We start from the raw sequence: 21,314 nt of genomic DNA on the forward strand, positions 1-21,314 counted from the left end.
CTCAGTTGCCGGTCGTGAAACCGGTGATGTCGCCCACCCGGGTCAGCGCCGCGTGCGCGGCGGCCACGATCCGGTCGGGGGTGAACCCGAACTGCTCGAAGAGCACGGTGTGCGGCGCGCTGGCGCCGTAGTGCTCGATGCTCACGCACTCGCCGCTGTCGCCGACGATCGCGCGCCACGACATGGCGATACCCGCCTCCACGCTCACCCGTGCCTTTACCCCGCGAGGCAGCACCGACTCCCGGTACGCCTCGTCCTGGGCGAAGAACCACTCCTGGCAGGGCATGGAGACGACCCGGGTGGGGGTGCCGTCGGCCTCCAGCCGCTCCCGCGCGGTGAGGCAGAGCTGCACCTCCGAGCCGGTGCCGACGAGGATCACCTGCGGCTTGCCGTTCGACGCCTCGGCCAGCACGTACCCGCCCTTGGCGACGCCCTCGGCGCCGGCCAGGTCGGTGCGGTCGAACGTCGGCAGCGCCTGGCGGCTGAGCGCCAGCGCGGTCGGCCGGTCGGTGTGCTCCAGCGCCTGCCGCCACGCCCAGACCGTCTCGTTGGCGTCGGCCGGGCGGACCACGTCCAGGCCGGGGATGGCCCGCAGCGCGGTCAGGTGCTCGATCGGCTGGTGCGTCGGGCCGTCCTCGCCGAGGCCGATCGAGTCGTGCGTCCAGACGTACGTCACCGGCAGCTTCATCAGTGCGGCCAGCCGCACCGCCGGGCGCATGTAGTCGCTGAACACCAGGAACGTGCCGCCGTACGGGCGGGTGCCGCCGTGCAGGGCGATGCCGTTGAGGATCGAGCCCATGGCGTGCTCGCGGATGCCGAAGTGCAGCGTGCGGCCGTACTCGTCACCCGGGAAGTCCTTGGTGGCGTGCGCGGCCGGGACGAACGACGGCTCGCCCTTCATGGTGGTGTTGTTGCTCTCGGCCAGGTCGGCCGAGCCGCCCCACAGCTCCGGCAGCACCGGCGCGAGGGCCTCCAGGATCTTGCCGGAGGCGGCCCGGGTGGCGACGCCCTTGGCGTCCGCCGGGAAGGTCGGCAGCGCGTCGGTCCAGCCGGTCGGCAGCGTACGGGTGGCCATCCGGTCCCACAGCGCCTTGCGCTCCGGGTTGGCCTGCGCCCAGGCGTCGAACCCGGTGGTCCACTCGGCCTGCTCCTGCGCGCCGCGCTCCAGCACCTGACGGGCGTGCTTGAGCACCTCCTCGTCGACCTCGAAGGTGCGCTGCGGGTCGAAGCCGAGGATCTCCTTGGTGGCCTTCACCTCGTCCGCGCCGAGCGCCGAGCCGTGGATCTTGCCGGTGTTCTTCTTGTTCGGCGCGGGCCAGCCGATGATCGTGCGCAGCGCGATGAACGACGGCCGGCCGGTCTCCGCCTTGGCGGCCAGCAGCGCCTCGTACAGCGCCTCCACGTCCTCGTGGTAGTCGCCCTGGTCGGCGTCGCCGCGGCGCCAGTCGACGGTCTGCACGTGCCAGCCGTACGCCTCGTAGCGGGCCGCCACGTCCTCGCTCTTGGCGATGCGGGTGTCGTCCTCGATCGAGATCTCGTTGTCGTCGTAGATCACGCAGAGGTTGCCGAGCTGCTGGTGACCGGCGAGCGCGCTGGCCTCGTGGGTGATGCCCTCCTCGATGTCACCGTCGGAGGCGATGCACCAGATGTCGTGCCGGAACGGCGAGTCGGCGCGGTCCGGCTCGGGGTCGAACAGGCCGCGCTCGCGGCGGGCCGCCATCGCCATGCCGACCGCGTTGCCGAGGCCCTGGCCGAGCGGACCGGTGGTGGTCTCCACGCCCGGGGTGTGGCCGTGCTCCGGGTGGCCCGGGGTGAGCGAGCCCCACTGGCGCAGCGCCTTGAGGTCGTCCAGCGCCAGCGGGTAGCCGGAGAGGAAGAGCTGGATGTAGAGAGTCAGGCTGGAGTGCCCGGCCGACAGCACGAACCGGTCGCGTCCGGCCCAGTTCGGGTCGGCGGGGTTGTGCCGCATGACCCGGTTGAAGAGCAGGTACGCCACCGGGGCGAGGCTCATCGCCGTCCCCGGGTGGCCGTTGCCGGATTTCTCCACGGCGTCCATGGCCAGCACGCGGACCGTGTCGACGGCCCTGCGGTCGAGGTCGGACCAGTTGAGAGCGGGAAGCTCGGGTCGGTTGGCAGCCACGATGGTTGTGCTCCTCGGCAGATGGGCGGAACCCTCACTGATGACCCTATCGAGCGGTGCTAAACGTCCGCCCGGGGATCTCAGCATGCTGTTCTGTACGGATCGCGGACGTTCGGTCGTTCAACCCCAGGTGTGACGGCTCGCACCGTTGCCGGGTCCACGGGGCAGCGAAAACGACGCCGCGTAGTGTGTGGGGCGGTGTGTGGACCCGCAGCGGTCCGGGCCGAACGACCTCCCCCGCCGATGCCGGAAGGTGGCAATCCGTGAGCATGATCACCGAGCGCCCCGTCAGCAACCCTGCCGGGCAGTCGCCGGTGGGCGCGGTGGCGGAGGCGCCGGCGAGCGGCCGGCGGGACGTACGCGCCGTGGTGGCGGCGTACGTGACGCTGACCAAGCCGCGGATCGTCGAGCTGCTTCTGGTCACCACAGTGCCGGCGATGATGCTGGCCCACGGCGGGATGCCGTCGCTGTGGCTGGTCGCCGTGGTGCTGGTCGGCGGGTCGCTCGCGGCCGGCGCGGCGAGCGTCATCAACTGCTACATCGACCGCGACATCGACCAGCTCATGCGGCGCACCAAGCGCCGCCCGCTGCCCGCGCACACCGTGTCGCCGCGCAGCGCGCTGGTCTTCGGCCTGGTGCTGGCGGCCGTGTCGGTGGCGCTGATGGCGGTGGCGACGAACTGGCTGGCGACGGTGCTGACGGTCGCCGCGATCGCCTACTACGACCTGGTCTACACGCTGTGGCTGAAGCGGACCACCGCCGCCAACACGTTCTGGGGCGGCATCTGCGGCGCCGCTCCGGTGCTGATCGGCTGGGCCGCTGTCACCGGCACGCTGGCACCGGCCGCGTGGGGCCTGTTCGCTGTCGTCTTCTTCTGGCAGATGCCGCACTTCTACGCGCTGGCCATCAAGTACAAGGCCGACTACGCCCGCGCCGGGGTGCCGATGCTGCCGGTGGTGGCCTCGGTCCGGCGGGTGAACGCCGAGATCATCGGCTTCTCCTGGCTGACGGTGCTCTCCTCGCTGGCGGTGTGGCCGCTCGGGATGAGCCCGATCTACGGCGTCACCGCGCTCGTGGTCGGCGGGATCTTCCTCGTCGAGGCGCACAAGCTGTGCCGGCGCGCGACGCGCGGCGAGGCGGTCAAGCCGATGCGGCTGTTCCACTGGTCCACCACGTACCTCACGATCCTCTTCGCGGCCGTCGCGCTCGACGCGCTGCTCTGACCCGCCCGTCCGGCGGTTCATCAGAAATTTTTTTCGGGCTTCCCCGGACGTGTTCAACCCGGACAGATTGTGACGATCCCGCCCGTCCGCTTCGCCCGGATATAAGCGACATATGCAGGCAAATTACCTGTGGTTCTTCTTAAACCGATGGGTAATTGGCATCACATTCAGTTCATGGTTCTCGCACATCCGGGTGGAACTCTGCTTAGGCTTCGCGTCATGGCAGATGGTTCCGATACGACGCTGACGGCTGACAAGACCGCCGAGCAGGCCCCCAACGGCCTGGTCGCGGGCATCAAGTCGTTCGCCGCCGGACACGGCGGCGCGAAGGCGGTCATCGAGTACGTCGGCAAGCGCGGCGCACGGATCGTCCTCGTGGGTTCCGACGGGGTATGGGCGGACCAGTTCGCCGACGGCACGGACGTCGCACGCCAGGCCTGCGCCAAGGCCGGGGTCGACGTCGAGAACGCCTGGGAGCGTGAACTGATGGACCAGATGCGTCCGAGCAACGACCTGTGGCGGTCGATGGCCCGGCGCACGATGGCCCGTTGACATATACCGAATGACCGACCACCACCAGTCGACCCGGGGGAGACCCCGGGTCGCTTTCGTCACCTGCGCCGAGCTGCCCGACCTCGACCCGGACGACCGGCTCGCGCTCGGCCCGCTCGCCGCCCGCGGCGTCACCGCCGAGATCGCCGTCTGGGACGACCCGGCAGTCGACTGGTCCGGGTACGACCTGGTCGTGCTCCGCTCCCCGTGGGACTACGCCCTGCGGCGGGACGAGTTCGTGGCCTGGGCGCGTACCGTGCCGGCCCTGGTCAACCCGGCCGACGTGGTCGCCTGGAACACCGACAAGCGCTACCTGTCCGAGCTGTCCGCCGCCGGGGTGCCCACCGTGCCGACCGAGTGGGTCGAGCCGGGGCAGGCGTGGACGCCGCCGCCCGGGGGCGAGTACGTGATCAAGCCGGCCGTCAGCGCCGGCAGCCAGGACACCGGCCGCTACGACCTGACCGACCCGGAGCACCGCGAGCTGGCGCCGGCCCACGTCCGGCGGCTCTCCGACGCCGGGCGGGTCACCATGGTCCAGCCGTACCTCGACGCGGTGGACATCGCCGGGGAGACCGCGCTGCTGTTCCTGGCCGGGCCCGGCGGCCTGGCGTTCAGCCACGCGATCCGCAAGGGCCCGATGCTGACCGGGCCGGACCTGGGCGAGGCCGCGCTCTACAAGGAGGAGCGGATCGACGCCCGCGCCGCCACGGCGGAGCAGCGCGCGGTGGCCGACAAGGTGCTCGCGGTGGTGCCCGGCGGCCCGGACCGCCTGCTCTACGCCCGCGTCGACCTGATCCCCGGCCCGGACGGCGAGCCCGTGCTGGTCGAGCTGGAGCTGACCGAGCCGAGCCTGTTCGTCGGGTACGCCGACGGCGCCCCGGACCGGCTCGCCGACGCGGTGCTCACCCACCTGGCCCGCCGCCGCTGACCCCGGGCCCGGTCGAGCCGGGTCGCGGATGCCGGCCGTCTCAGGTGCCGGCCGTCGTGAGCCGGGCCAGGTGGGCGTCGATCTCCGCACGTGCGTCCGCGGGATCCAGGCCGGTGGTCAGGATCCGTACCGTGACGCCGTCCAGCAGCGTCGCCAGCGCGGCGGCCTCGGCCCGCGCGTCCACGTGCCCGGCGATGCCACCCGCGGCCCGGCCGAGCGTGAGCAGCCGCTCGACGTTGGCCCGCATCTGCGCCTCGCTCTCCGCCAGGATCGCCGCGACCTGCTCGTCGACGAGCGCCTCGGCGGTGAGGACCAGCCAGACGCGGGCCTCGAAGGCGCGTTCGGCGTCCAGCGGGACGAGTTGGCGCACCGCCTGCCGGATCACCTCCGGCGTGACCGGGTCGGCGGGGATCGTCCGGGCCCGCGCCACCACGCGTCCGGCCAGGTGGTCCATTGCCGCCCGGACCATCAGTTCCCGAGCCGGCAGGTAGTGCTGCGCGGTCGCCAGCGGCATGCCGGCCTCGGCGGCGACGGCCCGCACCGTCATCCCGGCCGACCCCGCCCGCGCCAGTACGACGCAGGCCGCCGCGCCGAGATGACGCCGCCGCTCCTCGTGGTCCACAACCTTGGGCACGAGGTGATCATAGATTGTCGGTCATTTGACCGATATAGGTCGGCCGCCTAACGTTGCCCGGCATGACCGCACCCCTCACCGACACCGCACGCGACACCCGCCGGTTCAGCTACCTCGACATGGCGCTCGTGCTCGCCGTCGGCGTCGGCCTGGCCAACTCGGCGGTCGCGGACCTGCTGGCCCGGGGACCGGCGCGGCTGGGCATGCCGGAGACGGCGGCGTCCACCATCGCCTGGGCCCTGATCAACGGCACCCAGCTCGCTGTCGGCCTCGCGGTGGTGCGCCACCGCTTCGGCGAGATCGCCCGGCCGCTGCGGCTCGTCCGCCCGGCGGGCCGCCAGGTGGGCGCCGCGGTGGGCTGGGGCCTGGCCAAGGCCGCGCTCACCCTCGTGCTCGTGGTGGCGCTGCCCGCGGCGCTCGTCGAGGGCGGCGGTGGTGAGGGCGGCTACCCCGCCGGAAGCCTGCTCGCGCAGTTCGCCTTCGCGTTCGCCTTCGGCGCCGTCGTCTCCCCGCTCTACGAGGAGATCCTCTACCGGGGTGTCTTCTACCAGGGGCTGGCCGCGCGGCTGCCCGCCGTGGCCGCCGTGGTGCTGTCGGCGGCCTTCTTCGCCGTCGTACACCTGCCCCGGGTCTTCAACACCGTCAGCGCGCTCTTCGCCGGGCTGCTGTTCGCCTGGCTGCTGCACCGCCACCGCAACCTCTGGGTGCCGATCCTCGCCCATGCCGTCAGCAACGGAACGCTCGTCGCCCTGGCGTTCGCCGCCGAGGCGTCCGCCTGACCGCCCGGAGGCGGCGACAGCCCGCTCAGTCGCGGTCGCTGTGGTTACGTGCCCAGCGACCACCGATCGGCGGGGTGTCCAGCCGCAGCGCGGCCTCGGTGCCGGCCAGGTCGTTGTCCTCGAACGCGCAGGACACGCAGCTGCCCGCCTCGGTGACCCAGATCCCGTACGCCTGGGTGTCGGCGTCCCGGTGCCAGATCCGGTTGCCGCGCACGGTGGCCGAGTCGAACGGCGCGGCGATCGTGATGCCGCCGCACGCCGGTGGCGAGTCGGGCAGCTCGTACGCCGTGCCGGGCCCCGGTGTGTCCGCGCTCCAGCCGGTGGAGCCGTCCGGGCGTACCTCGGCCAGGGAGAGCCCGGTGGCGCTGTTGTCGGACACCACCGCGTCCCGCGAGCCGACCCGGACCACCTTGCCCCGGTGCCCGCCGGCCGGCCAGTCGGCGTTGCCGTCGGCGACCTCGCGCGGGCCGTACCGCACCGCCTCGCCGGAGCCGGAGCAGGCCGGGGCGGAGCGGCGGCCGTTGTCCCGGATCCGGTTCCCGACGATCGACGTGTCGAGCATCGGCCGGTCGATCCGGATGCCGTCCAGCGCGTTCTCCCGGATGTCGTTGTCCTGGATCACCACGTCGGCCGCCGCGCCCCGGTAGCCGTGGCCCAGGTCATGCTCGTGGTAGCCGAAGCCGCCGTTGCGGCTGATCCGGTTGGCCTGCACCGCGTACGGGCCGGGGGTGTTGCCCATGCTGATGCCGTCGCCGACGTTGTAGTCGATCACGCAGCCGGTGACCAGGCCGCCGCGCCCGGCGACCCCGGCGGTGCCGTTGCCCGACACGTCGAAGCCGGCCTCCAGGTTGTTGGTCATGGTGCAGGCGGAGACGATCAGCCCGTCCGCTCCCCAGTCGGAGATGCCGAACCGGTTGGCCTGGCTGTGGCAGCCGACGATCCGGATGCCGCGCGGCGGGGTCCAGTAGTCCTTCTGCAGCTCCAGGAAGATGCCGTTGGTGCCGTTGCCGATGGTGGTGCAGTTGGCGATGGTGAGGCGCTCCACGTCGCCCCAGCCGCCGATGCCGACGCCGATCCCCGCGCCGCCCATCTGGTCGCCGTTGTCCAGCCGGCCGCATCCCACCACGACCACGCCGTCGATCAGGCTGTCCTGGAGGAAGTCACAGCCCAGGCCGGTCGCCCCGGTGTGGTGGATGTAGAGGTTGCGGAACACGCCGCGCACCACGTACTGCAGGCCCAGCCCTTTGGCCAGGTAGTCGTAGGACGTCTGGGCCACGCCGGAGCCGTCGATCTCGAAGTCGGCGAACGAGCAGTCGGCGATGTGCCGGTCCCGGTCCGCGCCGTGCTGCACGGTGGTCCAGAAGGCGAGCGGGACCGGTGCGCTGCGGTTGCCCTCGTTGCTGAGCAGGAAGCGGGTCGCTGCCGGTCCGGCGCCGATCAGCGAGACGCCGCTGCGCCAGACGGTGCCGGCGTCGCGGATCGAGTACAGGCCGGGCGGGCAGTAGATCACCCGGGCCCGGCCGTCGGCGTCGTACCCGGCGCCGAGGCGGTCCACCAGCGCCGCCAGGGCGGGCTGGTCGTTGGTGACCCCGTCGCCGGTGAGGCCGTGCTCGCGGGCGTCGCACCACAGCGGCGCGCCGGCGACCGGGGTCAGCCGTTGCGGGGTGGTGGTGGAGAGGCTCTTGCGCGACACGGGGAGCTCCCCTCGGGCGACTGTCGGTGGCCCGTGCCGCTTTCCCGCTCCCGCCGCGCGGTAACGCCCGCGCTCAGGCGGCGGCGCCCACCCGTTGCGCGGAGGGCGCGGCCGGGGCCTCCGGGGCGGCCGGCAGCCGCTCCCGGGTGGCCCAGAGCACGCCGAGGGTGGCCAGCAGCACCAGGCAGGAGCCGAGCATGTGCGCGCCGACCAGCACGGCGGGCAGGTGGGTGAAGTACTGGACGAAGCCGATCACGCCCTGGCCCAGCTCGACCGCGATCAGCACCGCGGCGGCCCGGGCCGCCCGCGCCGCGCCGACCGCCCGGAACGCGAAGTACAGCGCCACCGACAGGCCGATCAGCAGGAAGACGCCGTCGGCGTGCACCTGGGAGATCGCCGCCGGGTCCAGGCCGTTGCGGGCCGCGCCGTGGTCACCGGCGTGCGGTCCGCTGCCGGTCACCCAGGTGCCTACGACAAGCACCGACGCGCTCACCGCCGTGGTGATCCAGGCGAGCGTACGCAGCGGCGCCGGCACGGTCGGCGCCACCGGCCCGTCCGGGTCCTTGATGCGCCGCCAGAGCGCGTACGCGACCGCGATCACCGCCATCGAGGCGAGGAAGTGCAGCCCGACCACCCACGGGTTGAGGTTGGTGAGCACTGTGATGCCACCGATGATCGCCTGGGCCGGGATGCCGAACAGCACGCCCACGGCCAGCGGCAGCGTCCCGCGGCGGCGGGGGCGGTGCGCCAGCACGGCCAGCACCACGGCGAGCGCGATGATCCCGACCGCGAAGGTGAGCAGCCGGTTGCCGAACTCGATCACCCCGTACACGCCCATCTCGGGTGTCGTGGTGTAGGAGTCCTCGGTGCACCGGGGCCAGGTGGGGCAGCCGAGGCCGGAGGCGGTGAGCCGGACGGCCCCGCCGGTGACCACGATCGCGACGTTCGCGATGATCGAGGCGAGCGCGAGGCGGCGCAGCAGCGTGGCGGAGACCGGAAACCGGACGGATCGCTTCACGAAGCGAATCCTACGCACCGTAGTTGATCCCGATCGGGTGACTCCGGCACCCCGGTGGTCGGGATCACCGGACCCCGGGTTTGCAGGCCCTCGGCGAATTACGTAACGTTGCCGTTGTGAAAAACGCGGCGGCGCTCTCCCGAACGCCGGTGACCGGTCCGGTCGCCGGTGGCTCGCGCGCACGTCGCGGCGTACGGCCCGGCGAGCGGGAGACCGCTCCGGCCGACCTGTCGACCCGCGACCGGGTCACCCAGCTGCTGCTGGAGCGTGGCCCCACCACCGCCGCGCAGCTCGGCTCGGCGCTCGGCCTGAGCCCGGCCGCGATCCGCCGCCACCTCGACGCGATGCTCGCCGACGGTGACGTGGTCGCCCGCGACCAGACCGTCCGCGGCAGCCGCGGGCGCGGCCGCCCGGCCAAGGTCTTCGCGCTCACCGAGGCGGGCCGCGGTCGCTGCGGCACCCACCACTACGACAACATGGCCACCGCCGCGCTGCGGTGGATCGCCCGCACCGGCGGCACCGAGGCGGTCGCGGCGTTCGCGGCCGAGCAGGTCTCCGCGCTGGAGGCCCGCTGCCGGTCGGCCATGGAGGACGCCGGAGACGCCCCGCTCGCGCGGGCGGAGGCGCTCGCCGGCGCGCTGACCGCCGAGGGTTACGCTGCCAACGCGTCCACGATCGCCTCCGGCGGCCAGCTCTGCCAGCACCACTGCCCGGTGGCGCACGTGGCCGCCGAGTTCCCTCAGCTGTGCGAGGCCGAGACCGAAGTGATCTCCCGTCTGGTCGGCACTCACGTACAGCGCCTGGCCACCATCGCGCACGGCGACGGCGTGTGCACCACGCACATTCCCGCCCAGTCCGGTTCCACCGTCACCACTGTGAGGACAGATAGATGACCGAGCAGATCGTCCAGCCCCTGACCCAGGAGGAGCAGCTCGCGGCCCTCGGCCGTTACGAGTACGGCTGGGCCGACCCCGACGTCGCCGGGGCGTCCGCCCAGCGCGGCCTCAGCGAGGCGGTGGTGCGGGACATCTCGGCCAAGAAGAACGAGCCGGCCTGGATGCTCGACCTGCGGCTCAAGGGCCTGCGGCTGTTCGGCCGCAAGCCGATGCCGAACTGGGGCGCCGACCTCACCGGGATCGACTTCGACAACATCAAGTACTTCGTGCGGTCCACCGAGAAGCAGGCCACCTCCTGGGAGGACCTGCCCGAGGACATCAAGAACACCTACGACAAGCTCGGCATCCCGGAGGCGGAGAAGCAGCGCCTGGTCGCCGGTGTCGCGGCGCAGTACGAGTCCGAGGTGGTCTACCACCAGATCCGTGAGGACCTGGAGGAGCAGGGTGTCGTCTTCCTGGACACGGACACCGCGCTCAAGGAGCACGAGGACCTGTTCAAGGAGTACTTCGGCACGGTGATCCCGGTCGGCGACAACAAGTTCGCCGCGCTGAACACCTCCGTCTGGTCCGGTGGCTCGTTCATCTACGTGCCGAAGGGCGTGCACGTGGACATCCCGCTGCAGGCCTACTTCCGGATCAACACGGAGAACATGGGCCAGTTCGAGCGGACGCTGATCATCGTCGACGAGGGCGCGTACGTGCACTACGTCGAGGGCTGCACCGCGCCCATCTACTCCTCCGACTCGCTGCACAGCGCCGTCGTGGAGATCATCGTCAAGAAGAACGCCCGGTGCCGGTACACGACCATCCAGAACTGGTCGAACAACGTCTACAACCTGGTCACCAAGCGCGCCGTGTGCCACGAGGGCGCGACCATGGAGTGGGTCGACGGCAACATCGGCTCCAAGGTCACCATGAAGTACCCGGCGGTCTACATGACCGGCGAGCACGCCAAGGGCGAGGTGCTCTCGGTGGCCATGGCCGGCGAGGGCCAGCACCAGGACGCCGGCGCCAAGATGGTGCACGCCGCGCCGCACACCTCCTCGACCATCGTGTCGAAGTCGATCGCCCGGGGCGGCGGCCGCACCTCGTACCGCGGTCTGGTGCAGGTGCTGGAGGGCTCGACCAGCAGCAAGAGCACCGTCAAGTGCGACGCGCTCCTGGTCGACACGATCTCCCGCTCCGACACCTACCCGTACGTCGACATCCGCGAGGACGACGTGTCGATGGGGCACGAGGCGACCGTCTCCAAGGTCAGCGAGGACCAGCTCTTCTACCTGATGAGCCGGGGCCTGAGCGAGGACGAGGCGATGGCGATGATCGTGCGCGGCTTCATCGAGCCGATCGCCAAGGAGCTTCCGATGGAGTACGCGCTGGAGCTCAACCGCCTGATCGAGCTGCAGATGGAGGGCGCGGTCGGCTGACGCCGGCCGCCCGCCCTCCGACTCACTGACACCTCGTCGCAGAACAGACCAAGGAAGAGATGACTACCCAGGCTTCCGCGCCGCCCACGACCAAGTCGCAGGCGCTCCGCTCGTACGACGTCGCCGACTTCCCGGCCCTGACCGGCCTGGAGGAGGAGTGGCGCTTCACCCCGCTCAAGCGCCTGCGCGGCCTGACCGCGTCGGCGCAGGGCGCGACCGGCGCGGTCCGGCACGAGTACGGTGACCTGCCCGAGGGCGTCACCGTCGACCGGATCGGCCGGGACGACCCCCGGGTGGGCAGCGTGCTCACCCCGTTCGACCGGGTCAGCGCGCTCGCGTACGGCGGGGCCGACGGCGCGCTGCTGGTGCGCGTCGACCGCGACGCGGTGGTGGAGCGGCCGGTGCGCCTGCGGGTGGTCGGCGAGAACGCCGAGGCGCTCGCCTTCGGTCACACGTTCGTCGAGGTGGACCGGTTCGCCGAGGCCACAGTGGTGATCGAGCACGTCGGCTCGGCCACGCTGGCCGACAACGTCGAGGTGACTGTGGGCGACGGGGCGAAGCTGACCCTGGTCACCGTCGCCGACTGGGCCGACGACGCGGTGCAGGCGCAGCACCTCAAGGTGCGGCTGGGCCGCGACGCCCGGATCCTGCACGTGCAGGTCAGCCTCGGCGGCGACCTGGTCCGGCAGTACACGTCGGTGGAGTACACCCAGCGCGGCGGCGAGGCCGAGCTGTACGGCGTCTACTTCGCCGACTCCGGCCAGCACCTGGAGCACCGGCAGCTGGTCGACCACACCGTGCCGGACTGCCGCAGCAACGTCGGCTACCGGGGTGCGCTGCAGGGCGACGACGCGCACACGGTCTGGGTCGGCGACGTGCTGATCCGCGCCGAGGCGACGGGTACCGACACGTACGAGATCAACCGGAACCTGCTGCTCACCGACGGCGCGCGGGCCGACTCCGTACCCAACCTGGAGATCGAGACCGGCGAGATCGCCGGCGCCGGGCACGCCAGCGCGACCGGCCGGTTCGACGACGAGCAGCTGTTCTACCTGATGGCCCGGGGCATCCCGGAGGCCGAGGCGCGGCGCCTGGTGGTGCGCGGCTTCTTCGCCGAGCTGATCAACAAGATCCCGGTCGAGGACCTGCGCGAGCGCCTCGGCGACGCCATCGAGGCGCGGCTGGCCAAGGCGGGCGCCTGATGCTCAAGATCTGCTCCACCGAGGACGTGCCGAAGGGCACCGTGATCAGCGCCGACGTGGACGGCGTGCAGGTCGCGATCGTGCACGGCGAGGACGACGTGTTCTACGCGGTGCACGACGAGTGCTCGCACGCCGCCGTGGCGCTGTCCGAGGGCGAGGTCGAGGGCTGCACGCTGGAATGCTGGCTGCACGGATCCCGTTTCGACCTGCGTACCGGTGAGCCCACCGGGCTGCCCGCGACCGAACCCGTACCCGTCTATCCCGTCGAAGTCCGCGACGGCGACATCTACCTTTCCGTGGACGGCGACGGCCGTCCGCTGCCGAGCAATGGAGTGACCCGCTGATGAGCACCCTGGAGATCCGCGACCTGAAGGTGTCGGTCAAGCTGCCCGAGGGTGAGCTCAAGCCGATCCTGCACGGGGTCGACCTGACCGTGCGCTCCGGCGAGACGCACGCCATCATGGGCCCGAACGGCTCCGGCAAGTCCACGCTGGCGTACTCGATCGCCGGTCACCCGAAGTACGAGATCACCGGCGGCGAGGTGACCCTCGACGGCGAGGACGTGCTGTCCATGTCCGTCGACGAGCGGGCCCGCGCCGGCCTCTTCCTGGCCATGCAGTACCCGGTCGAGGTCCCCGGCGTGTCGGTGGCCAACTTCCTGCGTACCGCTAAGACCGCCATCGACGGCGAGGCGCCGAAGCTGCGCACCTGGGCCGGCGAGCTGCGCGGCGCCATGGAGAAGCTCCAGATGGACCCGGCGTTCGCCCAGCGCAACGTCAACGAGGGCTTCTCCGGCGGCGAGAAGAAGCGGCACGAGATCGTGCAGCTGGAGCTGCTCAAGCCGAAGATGGCGATCCTCGACGAGACCGACTCCGGTCTGGACGTGGACGCGCTGCGCGTGGTCAGCGAGGGTGTGAACCGGGTGCGCGACACCGGCGACACCGGCCTGCTGCTGATCACCCACTACACGCGCATCCTGCGCTACATCAAGCCGGACTTCGTGCACGTCTTCGTGGCCGGCCGGATCGTCGAGCAGGGCGGCCGGGAGCTGGCCGACAAGCTCGAGGAAGAGGGCTACGAGCGGTACGTCGCCGGGGCCGGCGCGGCGCGGGCCTGAGACTCGACATGACCTCGATGGCCATCCCGGCGGGCATGCCGCAGTACGACGACGTGCCGCGCTTCGACGTGGCGAAGGTGCGGGCCGACTTCCCGATCCTCGACCGGGAGGTCAACGGTCACCCGCTCGTCTACCTGGACAGCGCGAACACCTCGCACAAGCCGCGGCAGGTGCTCGACGTGCTCGCCGAGCACTACGCGCTGCACAACGCCAACGTGTCGCGCTCGGTGCACACGCTGGGCACCGAGGCGACCGAGGCGTACGAGGGCGCGCGGGCGAAGATCGCCGCGTTCATCAACGCGCCGAGCGTTGACGAGGTGGTGTTCACCAAGAACTCCACCGAGGCGATCAACCTCGTGGCGTACGCGTTCTCCAACGCCTCGCTGCGCGCGGACGGCGCTGCGCCGGTCGCCCCGTCCCGCGAGACGGACGAGCGGTTCCGGCTGGGCCCCGGCGACGAGATCGTGATCTCCGAGATGGAGCACCACTCGAACATCGTCCCGTGGCAGTTGCTGGCGGAGCGTACCGGCGCGACGCTGCGCTGGTTCCCCGTCACCGACCAGGGCCGGCTCGACGAGTCCGGCCTGGACGACCTGGTCACCGAGCGGACGAAGATCGTCTCGCTGGTGCACATGTCGAACATCCTGGGCACCGTCAACGCCACCTCGCGGATCACCGCGCGGGTCCGCGAGGTCGGCGCGCTGCTGCTGCTCGACTGCTCGCAGTCGGTGCCGCACCTGCCGATGGACGTGGTCGGCTACGACGCCGACTTCATCGTCTTCACGGGGCACAAGATGTGCGGGCCGACCGGCATCGGCGTGCTCTGGGGCCGGGGCGAGCTGCTCGCCGCGATGCCCCCGGTGATGGGTGGCGGCTCGATGATCGAGACGGTGACGATGGCGGGCTCGACGTTCGCCGCGCCGCCGGCCCGGTTCGAGGCGGGCACCCCGCCGATCGCCGAGGCGGTGGCGCTCGGCGCGGCCGTGGACTACCTCACCGCGATCGGCATGCCGGCTGTTCAGTGGCACGAGAAGGAACTGACGGCGTACGCGCTCGACGCCCTCGCCACAGTGCCGGACCTGCGGATCTTCGGCCCGACGGTGCCTGTCGGCCGGGGCGGGACGATCTCGTTCGCGCTCGGTGACGTGCACCCGCACGACGTCGGGCAGGTGCTCGACTCGCTCGGCGTGCAGGTGCGGGTGGGCCACCACTGCGCCAAGCCGGTGTGCACCCGCTTCGGGGTGCCGGCCACGACTCGGGCGTCGTTCTACCTCTACACCACCACCGCGGAGATCGACGCCCTGGTGGCGGGTCTGGAGCGGGTGCGGAAGGTGTTCCAGTGATGCAGCTCGAATCCCTCTACCAGGAGATCATCCTGGACCACTACAAGCACCCGCACGGCCGTGGCCTGCGGGAGGCGGCGGATCCGGCCGCCCGGGTCGGCGAGGCGCACCACGTCAACCCGACCTGCGGCGACGAGATCACCGTACGGGTGGCGACAGACGGCAGCGTGTTCACCGACATCTCGTACGACGGGATGGGCTGCTCGATCAGCCAGGCGTCGGCGAGCATCCTGCACGAGCTGCTGCGCGGCAAGGCCGCGAGCGACGCCGCTGTGGTGCACGAGGCGTTCGTGGAGTTGATGTCCGGGCGGGGCCAGGTCACGCCGGACGAGGACGTGCTCGGAGACGGGGTGGCGTTCGCGGGTGTCGCGCGCTACCCGGCCCGGGTGAAGTGCGCGCTGTTGTCGTGGATGGCGTTCAAGGACGCCGCGGCACGCGCCGGGGTGGGCGTGAGCCCGGAGGTGAAGGCATGAGCGACGAGAACATGACCTCGGAGACCGGCGCGGTGGCGACCGACGGCACGGTTGCCGGTGGCGCGGCCGTCAACGGAGCTGACGGTGCGGCCGCGGGTGCGGCGGCGCCGGCCGGCGGCAAGGCCGCGATCGGTGACATCGAGGAGGCGATGAAGGACGTCGTCGACCCCGAGCTGGGCATCAACGTGGTCGACCTCGGCCTGGTGTACGGCGTCCACGTCGACGACGAGAACGTCGCCACCCTGGACATGACGCTGACCTCGGCGGCCTGCCCGCTGACCGACGTGATCGAGGACCAGGCGCGGCAGGCGCTGACCACCGGTCCCGGCGGCGGCCTGGTCAACGACATCCGGATCAACTGGGTCTGGCTGCCGCCGTGGGGCCCCGACAAGATCACCGACGAGGGGCGCGACCAGCTCCGCTCGCTCGGCTTCAACGTCTGACCGTTCTCCCGGTCACCGCAACGGGCGCGGCACCCTGCCAAGGGGTTGCCGCGTCCGTAGTGTCTGCGGGCTTGATCGACACCGTTACGCCGAAGTGGTGTGGTCGAAGTGGCTCTGATGCCGCTACCTCGGCGTAGTGGTGTCGATCAAGGTGGGCTGACGGCACTGCCGCCGGCGGCGGGGCGAGGAACGGCGAGATCTTGGTACGAAGTCGCCCCTTGGGTGGCCGTTTCCTTCCAAGACCTCCTCGCCTCCCTCATGCCGGGATCCGGCTCCCTCGTTGTGGGAAACTGTCCGCCTTTTCGGCTTGATCGACACCGTTACGCCGAAGTGGTGTGGTCGGAGTCGCTTTGATGCCGCCACCTCGGCGTAGTGGTGTCGATCAAGGTGGGCTGACGGCACTGCCATCGGCGTCGGGCCGGGAACGGCGAGATCTTGGTATGAGATCGCCCCCGAGGAGGCAGATTCGTACCAAGATCTCCAGCCCAGCCCAGCCCAGCCCAGCCGCGGGGTGCGCGTGCGGGCGCGCGGGAAAAGCGGTCGCCGAGTGAGGGAGCCGGGTGCAGGATGAGCGGGTGATCGAGGCGTACCCGAAGCAGGCTCCTGTCCGTGCGGCCACCGCCGCGCGTCGACAGCGCACCCGGCCCTCGGCCGCCTCGACCCATCACCCGTCGTCGTGACCGGGGCGTTCCTGGCCGGCCTGGTCGCCGGCTACGGCGTCGCCATTCCGGTCGGCGCGATCGCGATCCTCATTCTCGGACTCAGCGCGCGTACCTCGTTCAGGGTCGGTGCGGCGGCGGCACTCGGCGTGGCCAGCGCCGACGGTCTCTACGCGGCGCTGGCGGCGCTCGGCGGGGCCGCGGTGGCGAGCGGGCTCGCGCCGTTCGCGGGTCCGCTGCGGCTGGTCGCCGCGGGGGTGCTGCTGGCTCTCGCCGGCCTCACCGCCCGGCGCGCGCTGCGTCCACCGGCCACAACGCACCCGCCGAGCCCGTCGGCCACCACGCATCCGTCGGCCACCACGCACCCGCCGAGCACGACGCAGGAGCCGGGCGCGCGGGGTGGGCTGGACACGCCGGTGCGCGCGTTCGCCGCGGTTCTCGCGCTGACCCTGCTCAACCCGGCCACTGTGGTCTACTTCGTGGCGCTCGTCCTCGGCCGGGGTGACGTGCTCGGCTCCGGTCCGGCGGGCGCTGCCGCCTTCACCGCCGGGGTCTTCCTCGCGTCGGCGAGCTGGCAGTTGCTGATCGCCGGGGGCGGCACGCTGATCGGCCGGGCCCTCACCGGTCCCCGTGGGCGGCGGGTCACCGCGCTGCTGTCCAGCGTCATCATCGCGGCTCTCGCGGTCGCCACTGTGCTCGGCGTCTGACCGACGGGGACGGCCCGACATGTCGGGCCGATGACGGGGCCGTTCGCGATCCGTTACCGGGGGATCGGCCGAACCGGCAGTCCCGGGCGGCGGAAAGATCCATTCCCGGCCCGGCGTTCGACCGCAGGTGTCCTCGGCCGTCAGGTCGGCCGGCTCGCCCTTGCGAAGCGCGGATCCCGCAGGCCGGGACGGCGCGGATCACCGTCCAGGTAGAACCGCATCGTCTTTCCGGTTGATGTTCGAGGTCGCGAGTGGTCCTAGGGTCACGGAACAATCCGTGGACCGTTCACGTACGCCCGGTCATCCCCGCCGGTCGTGCATCAGTCCACACCCGACCGCAGGGAGAAGACTTGAGGATCACCCTGGGGCGTCCGCCGCGCCACCGGCAACCCGCCGGCCGGGCTCGGCGCGGACGGACCGCTGCCCTCCTCGTCGCCGCGCTGGCCGCGGCGACACTTCCCGTTCTCGCCGCGCCCGCGCCCGTCTCCGCCGCACCCGCTGTCCACGGACCGTGGCAGAAGGTGGACGGCAAGCCGGCCGCCACCAAGGCGGGCCGCAAGGCCGCCGTCAAGGCCAAGCGGCTGACCGCGTACAAGCTGGACCGCGGCAGCATGAAGGGCCTGCTGGACAAGGCTCCGGCCGAGAAGCGCGTCGCGGTGGCCCGCGTGGCGAAGCAGGTGGTGTCGCTGCCCGCTCCGGACGGCACGTTCCAACGGTTCGAGCTGGTCGACTCGCCGGTCATGGAGGCGGGCCTGGCCGCGAAGCACCCGGAGATCACCACGTACGCCGGCAAGGGCCTGGACGACCCGACTGCGACCATCCGCGCGGACCTCACCCCGCTCGGGTTCCACGCCTCGGTCCGCTCGGCCGAGGGCAACTGGTACATCGACCCGTACTACCAGCGCGACCAGAGCCTGTACGCGAGCTACTTCGCCCGCGACCTGGAGCACCCGGAGGGCGAGTTCGTCGAGCGTGAGGACGTCACGCAGGAGGCGCACGCGCTGGCCGAGGAGATCGCCGAGGCGGAGGTGCCGGCCGGGCCGCTGGTGAAGCTGCGCACCTACCGGGTGGCGCTGGTGACCGACCCGTCCTACGCCACCTACTTCGGCGCGGAGAACGTCACCGCCGCGAAGGTGACGCTGATGAACCGGGTCACCCAGATCTACGAGGACGAGACCGCGATCCGGCTCGTCCTGATCAACGACACCGACAAGACGAACCTGAACACGCCGGCGCTGGCCACCGAGCCGAACGGTCCGTGCGGCGCGGCTGCCTGCTTCACGCCGGCGCAGCTCACCTCCTGCGGCGGCGGCACGCTCAGCCGTAACCGGATCGTGCTCGGCCAGCTCGTCGGCGCGAGCAACTACGACGTGGGCCACGTCGGCCTGGGCGTCAACGGCGGCGGTGTGGCCAGCCTCGGCGTGATCGGCGGCAACGGCAAGGCGCAGGGCTGCACCGGCCTGCCGACGCCGGTCGGCGACTTCTACGCGGTCGACTACGTCTCGCACGAGATGGGTCACCAGTTCGCCGGCAACCACACCTTCAACGGCACGCAGTACAACTGCTCGGGCGGCAACCGCAGCGCGGCCAACTCGTACGAGCCGGGCAGCGGTTCGTCGATCATGGCGTACGCGGGCATCTGCCAGCAGGACAACCTCCAGCCGCACAGCGACCCGTACTGGTCGCACCGCAGCTACACCGAGATCACCAACTACGTCACCTCGAACCGCCCGGCGATCAACGAGGTGCAGAACGTCTCGCTGTACGGGTTCGACGCCGACGGTGACTCGTTCACCGTCCGCTACGCGGGCGCCGACTCGGCGCCGATCGTGCGGGGCGTCAACTACACCACCGCCGGCATCAAGGCCGCCGTCGAGGGCATCGCCGGCTGGCCGGCCGGCGCGACGGTCACGGTGGCCGCGTTCGGTGGCAGCGGCACGCTCAACGACAACGGCTTCCAGGTGACCTTCGGTGGCACGCTGGCGACCACGAACGTGGCGTCGCTGGAGCTGACGAACGCCTCCGGCGCCTCCGGGTTCGTCGGCGAGACGGCCAAGGGCGGCGCCGTCGACAACGGCGGCTGGCTGGTCGAGGAGACCTCCAACCACGCCCCGGTGGTCACCGTCCCGGACACCGTCACCATCCCGGTGCGTACGCCGTTCGCGCTGACCGGCAGCGCCACCGACGCCGACGGGGACACTGTCACGTACCTGTGGGAGCAGAACGACAGGGGCGCCACGACCGGCACCGCGCTGACGAACAACACGAAGGTCAACGGTCCGCTGTTCCGGGTGTTCGGCGAGGCGGCGATCGTGTCGCCGACCGACACGCTGAAGTACTACTCGCCGGGTCTGAACTCGGTCACCACCGACTCGACCCGGGTCTTCCCCGACATGAGGCAGATCCTGGCCGGCAACACCAACGCCGCCACCGGCACCTGCCCGGCGGCCCCGGCACCGCCGGCCACCGGTGGCGCCTCGAACGTGCCGGCCGAGCTGGTCGACTGCTACTCGGAGTTCCTGCCCACCCGCGACTGGGTCGGCATCGCCGGTGACCGGACCCTGCACTTCAAGCTCACCGCCCGGGACGGGCGGCTGGGTGGCGGCGGCATCGGCAGCGCCGACGTCGCCGTGGTGCTGGCACCGGACGCGGGTCCGTTCCTGGTGACCTCCCAGGACACCGCCGCGGTCCTGGACGGCGGCTCGACCCGGACCGTGACGTGGGACGTCGCCGGCACCGACGTGGCGCCGGTGAACGCCGCGCAGGTGAAGATCTCGCTGTCCGCCGACGGCGGGCAGACCTTCCCGTATGTGCTGGCCGAGCAGACCGCCAACACCGGCACCGCGACTGTGACGCTGCCGAACGTGGCGACCGAGAAGGCCCGGATCAAGATCGAGGCGGTCGGAAACGTCTTCTTCGACGTCAACGACGCCGACTTCACCATCCGGTCCGCCCCGGTCGTCACCAGCACCGCCCCCGGCGGTGGCGTGAGCGTGCAGTACAGCGACGCGCTCTCGCCGGCCGTCACCGTCACCGCGACCGACGGCGACACCACCGGCGCGGACCTGACCGCCGCCGCCACCGGGCTGCCCGCCGGCCTGTCCCTGGCCGTCACGAGCACCTCGGCGACGGACGCCCGCCCGGGTACGCGTACCTGGACGGTCGCCGGCACCACCACGGCGGCCCCGGGCGACTACCCGGTCACCGTGACCGTGTCCGACGGCTCCGGGCTGACCGGCAGCACCTCGTTCACCGTCACCGTCGCCGCCGAGGACGCGGCGGTCAGCTGGGCCGGTGACACGCTCGTGAACACCGCGACCGGCGGTGCGTCCGGCCAGGCGCTGCTGCGGGCCGTGCTCCGGGACGGCTCGGTGCTGCCCGGCGCCACGGACACCACAGCCGGTGACATCCGTACCGCCACAGTCACCTTCACCAGGGACGGCGTGACGCTGTGCACCGCCGTGCCGGCTCTGCTCGGCACGGCCACCACCACCGCGTCCGCGGCGTGCACGGCCACCCTGCCGAAGGGCACGCACACCGTCACCGCGACGGTGGGCGGCAACTACACGGGCGGCACCACCGCCCAGGTCACGGTCGCCGTCTCCGACGGCGGGTTCCTCACCGGCGGCGGCGAGTTCACCGCCACCCGCTCGGCGGGGACCTACCCGGCCGACGTGAACTCCACGGTCGAGGTGGAGCTGAACGCGAAGCCGGGCAAGGCGAACAAGCCCGCCACGGGCAGGGCCGAGGTCGAGTTCCGCTCCGGCGGGAAGTCGTACACGATCAAGGCCGGCACCGTCGACGCGCTCGGCGTCACCTCGGCGGGCCGGACCGCCCAGGTGCGCTACCAGGCCGCCCTGTACGACAACAAGGGCAAGCTGGTGGCCTCCGGCCTGACCCTGGCCGTGACGGTGACCGACCGGGGCGCCCCCGGTAGGAACGACACCGTCGGGGTCACGCTGTGGAAGGGCGGCTCCCTGCTCCTGTCGTCCGACTGGACGGGCGGCGCGACCGCCGAGGTCAAGCTGAAGGGCGGCAACCTCACCGTCCACTGATCCACGCGGTAGACGCGGGAGGGCACCG

Annotated in this window: 18 protein-coding genes; 14 read left to right on the forward strand and 4 right to left on the reverse strand. The window is 71.6% G+C overall.

The window, feature by feature from the left end; genetic code table 11:
* Position 1: 1 nt before the first annotated feature.
* Complete coding sequence (gene tkt / locus BFV98_RS28695) at positions 2-2,140, reverse strand: transketolase (RefSeq protein ID WP_071098398.1); 2,139 nt, start codon at positions 2,138-2,140, stop codon at positions 2-4.
* A 263-nt stretch (positions 2,141-2,403) separates the two neighbouring features.
* Here tkt and BFV98_RS28700 point away from each other — a divergent pair, with 263 nt between their 5' ends.
* The 3 genes from BFV98_RS28700 (at position 2,404) to BFV98_RS28710 (ending at position 4,843) form a co-directional block, all read left to right on the forward strand.
* Entirely contained in the window at positions 2,404-3,363 is a 960-nt protein-coding gene (locus BFV98_RS28700) for a heme o synthase (protein ID WP_013287455.1), read from the forward strand.
* A gap of 219 nt (positions 3,364-3,582) precedes the next feature.
* A complete protein-coding gene (locus BFV98_RS28705; protein ID WP_013287454.1) occupies positions 3,583-3,915 on the forward strand; it encodes a hypothetical protein in 333 nt (110 codons plus the stop codon).
* Between the two features lie 10 nt (positions 3,916-3,925).
* Positions 3,926-4,843, forward strand: a complete 918-nt coding sequence (locus BFV98_RS28710) for a RimK family alpha-L-glutamate ligase (RefSeq protein ID WP_030274172.1) — start codon at positions 3,926-3,928, stop codon at positions 4,841-4,843.
* Positions 4,844-4,883: 40 nt separating this feature from the next.
* Here the strand turns inward: BFV98_RS28710 and BFV98_RS28715 are convergent, their stop codons facing one another.
* The gene (locus tag BFV98_RS28715; protein ID WP_013475885.1) at positions 4,884-5,477 is read right to left on the reverse strand and encodes a TetR/AcrR family transcriptional regulator; all 594 of its coding nucleotides are present in this window, start codon (positions 5,475-5,477) and stop codon (positions 4,884-4,886) included.
* Between the two features lie 62 nt (positions 5,478-5,539).
* Here BFV98_RS28715 and BFV98_RS28720 point away from each other — a divergent pair, with 62 nt between their 5' ends.
* On the forward strand, positions 5,540-6,256 hold the full coding sequence (locus BFV98_RS28720; protein WP_013287451.1) for a CPBP family intramembrane glutamic endopeptidase: 717 nt from the start codon (positions 5,540-5,542) through the stop codon (positions 6,254-6,256).
* Between the two features lie 25 nt (positions 6,257-6,281).
* On the opposite strand, the gene BFV98_RS28725 is transcribed toward BFV98_RS28720, so the two are convergent.
* A complete protein-coding gene (locus BFV98_RS28725) occupies positions 6,282-7,949 on the reverse strand; it encodes a right-handed parallel beta-helix repeat-containing protein (protein ID WP_030274174.1) in 1,668 nt (555 codons plus the stop codon).
* Between the two features lie 73 nt (positions 7,950-8,022).
* Positions 8,023-8,985 (reverse strand): heme A synthase, encoded by a 963-nt coding sequence (locus tag BFV98_RS28730; RefSeq protein WP_176921736.1) that lies wholly within the window; start codon positions 8,983-8,985, stop codon positions 8,023-8,025.
* Positions 8,986-9,083: 98 nt separating this feature from the next.
* On the opposite strand from BFV98_RS28730, the gene BFV98_RS28735 reads away from it, so the two are divergent.
* From BFV98_RS28735 to BFV98_RS28780, 10 genes are all read left to right on the forward strand, one after another.
* Complete coding sequence (locus BFV98_RS28735; RefSeq protein ID WP_013287448.1) at positions 9,084-9,860, forward strand: metalloregulator ArsR/SmtB family transcription factor; 777 nt, start codon at positions 9,084-9,086, stop codon at positions 9,858-9,860.
* Positions 9,857-11,287 carry a Fe-S cluster assembly protein SufB gene (gene sufB, locus BFV98_RS28740; RefSeq protein ID WP_013287447.1) on the forward strand — a complete coding sequence of 477 codons (1,431 nt, stop codon included), beginning with the start codon at positions 9,857-9,859 and terminating at the stop codon, positions 11,285-11,287. The genes BFV98_RS28735 and sufB overlap by 4 nt, the downstream gene beginning before the upstream one ends.
* A gap of 59 nt (positions 11,288-11,346) precedes the next feature.
* Positions 11,347-12,489 carry a Fe-S cluster assembly protein SufD gene (gene sufD, locus BFV98_RS28745; protein WP_013475889.1) on the forward strand — a complete coding sequence of 381 codons (1,143 nt, stop codon included), beginning with the start codon at positions 11,347-11,349 and terminating at the stop codon, positions 12,487-12,489.
* A complete protein-coding gene (locus BFV98_RS28750; RefSeq protein WP_013287445.1) occupies positions 12,489-12,833 on the forward strand; it encodes a non-heme iron oxygenase ferredoxin subunit in 345 nt (114 codons plus the stop codon). Before sufD ends, BFV98_RS28750 begins: the two co-directional genes overlap by 1 nt.
* A complete protein-coding gene (gene sufC / locus BFV98_RS28755) occupies positions 12,833-13,606 on the forward strand; it encodes a Fe-S cluster assembly ATPase SufC (RefSeq protein WP_013287444.1) in 774 nt (257 codons plus the stop codon). Before BFV98_RS28750 ends, sufC begins: the two co-directional genes overlap by 1 nt.
* Before the next feature lie 8 nt (positions 13,607-13,614).
* Positions 13,615-14,949, forward strand: coding sequence for a cysteine desulfurase (locus tag BFV98_RS28760; protein ID WP_071098399.1), 1,335 nt, complete (start codon positions 13,615-13,617; stop codon positions 14,947-14,949).
* A complete protein-coding gene (gene sufU / locus BFV98_RS28765; RefSeq protein ID WP_013287442.1) occupies positions 14,949-15,422 on the forward strand; it encodes a Fe-S cluster assembly sulfur transfer protein SufU in 474 nt (157 codons plus the stop codon). Before BFV98_RS28760 ends, sufU begins: the two co-directional genes overlap by 1 nt.
* Positions 15,419-15,865, forward strand: coding sequence for a metal-sulfur cluster assembly factor (locus BFV98_RS28770; protein ID WP_013287441.1), 447 nt, complete (start codon positions 15,419-15,421; stop codon positions 15,863-15,865). The genes sufU and BFV98_RS28770 overlap by 4 nt, the downstream gene beginning before the upstream one ends.
* 676 nt (positions 15,866-16,541) lie before the next feature.
* On the forward strand, positions 16,542-17,231 hold the full coding sequence (locus BFV98_RS28775; protein WP_071098400.1) for a LysE family transporter: 690 nt from the start codon (positions 16,542-16,544) through the stop codon (positions 17,229-17,231).
* Positions 17,232-17,581: 350 nt separating this feature from the next.
* On the forward strand, positions 17,582-21,286 hold the full coding sequence (locus tag BFV98_RS28780) for a M12 family metallo-peptidase (RefSeq protein WP_255368283.1): 3,705 nt from the start codon (positions 17,582-17,584) through the stop codon (positions 21,284-21,286).
* Positions 21,287-21,314: the final 28 nt, after the last annotated feature.

It is taken from the genome of Micromonospora sp. WMMB235 (genome assembly GCF_001855515.1).
Lineage (GTDB): Bacteria > Actinomycetota > Actinomycetes > Mycobacteriales > Micromonosporaceae > Micromonospora > Micromonospora aurantiaca.

Coding starts and splice junctions, on each gene's coding strand:
- BFV98_RS28705 (WP_013287454.1), top strand. CDS start 3,583: ATGGCAGATGGTTCCGATACGACGCTGACGGCTGACAAGACCGCCGAG.
- BFV98_RS28710 (WP_030274172.1), top strand. CDS start 3,926: ATGACCGACCACCACCAGTCGACCCGGGGGAGACCCCGGGTCGCTTTC.
- BFV98_RS28720 (WP_013287451.1), top strand. CDS start 5,540: ATGACCGCACCCCTCACCGACACCGCACGCGACACCCGCCGGTTCAGC.
- sufB (WP_013287447.1), top strand. CDS start 9,857: ATGACCGAGCAGATCGTCCAGCCCCTGACCCAGGAGGAGCAGCTCGCG.
- sufD (WP_013475889.1), top strand. CDS start 11,347: ATGACTACCCAGGCTTCCGCGCCGCCCACGACCAAGTCGCAGGCGCTC.
- BFV98_RS28750 (WP_013287445.1), top strand. CDS start 12,489: ATGCTCAAGATCTGCTCCACCGAGGACGTGCCGAAGGGCACCGTGATC.
- sufC (WP_013287444.1), top strand. CDS start 12,833: ATGAGCACCCTGGAGATCCGCGACCTGAAGGTGTCGGTCAAGCTGCCC.
- BFV98_RS28760 (WP_071098399.1), top strand. CDS start 13,615: ATGACCTCGATGGCCATCCCGGCGGGCATGCCGCAGTACGACGACGTG.
- sufU (WP_013287442.1), top strand. CDS start 14,949: ATGCAGCTCGAATCCCTCTACCAGGAGATCATCCTGGACCACTACAAG.
- BFV98_RS28770 (WP_013287441.1), top strand. CDS start 15,419: ATGAGCGACGAGAACATGACCTCGGAGACCGGCGCGGTGGCGACCGAC.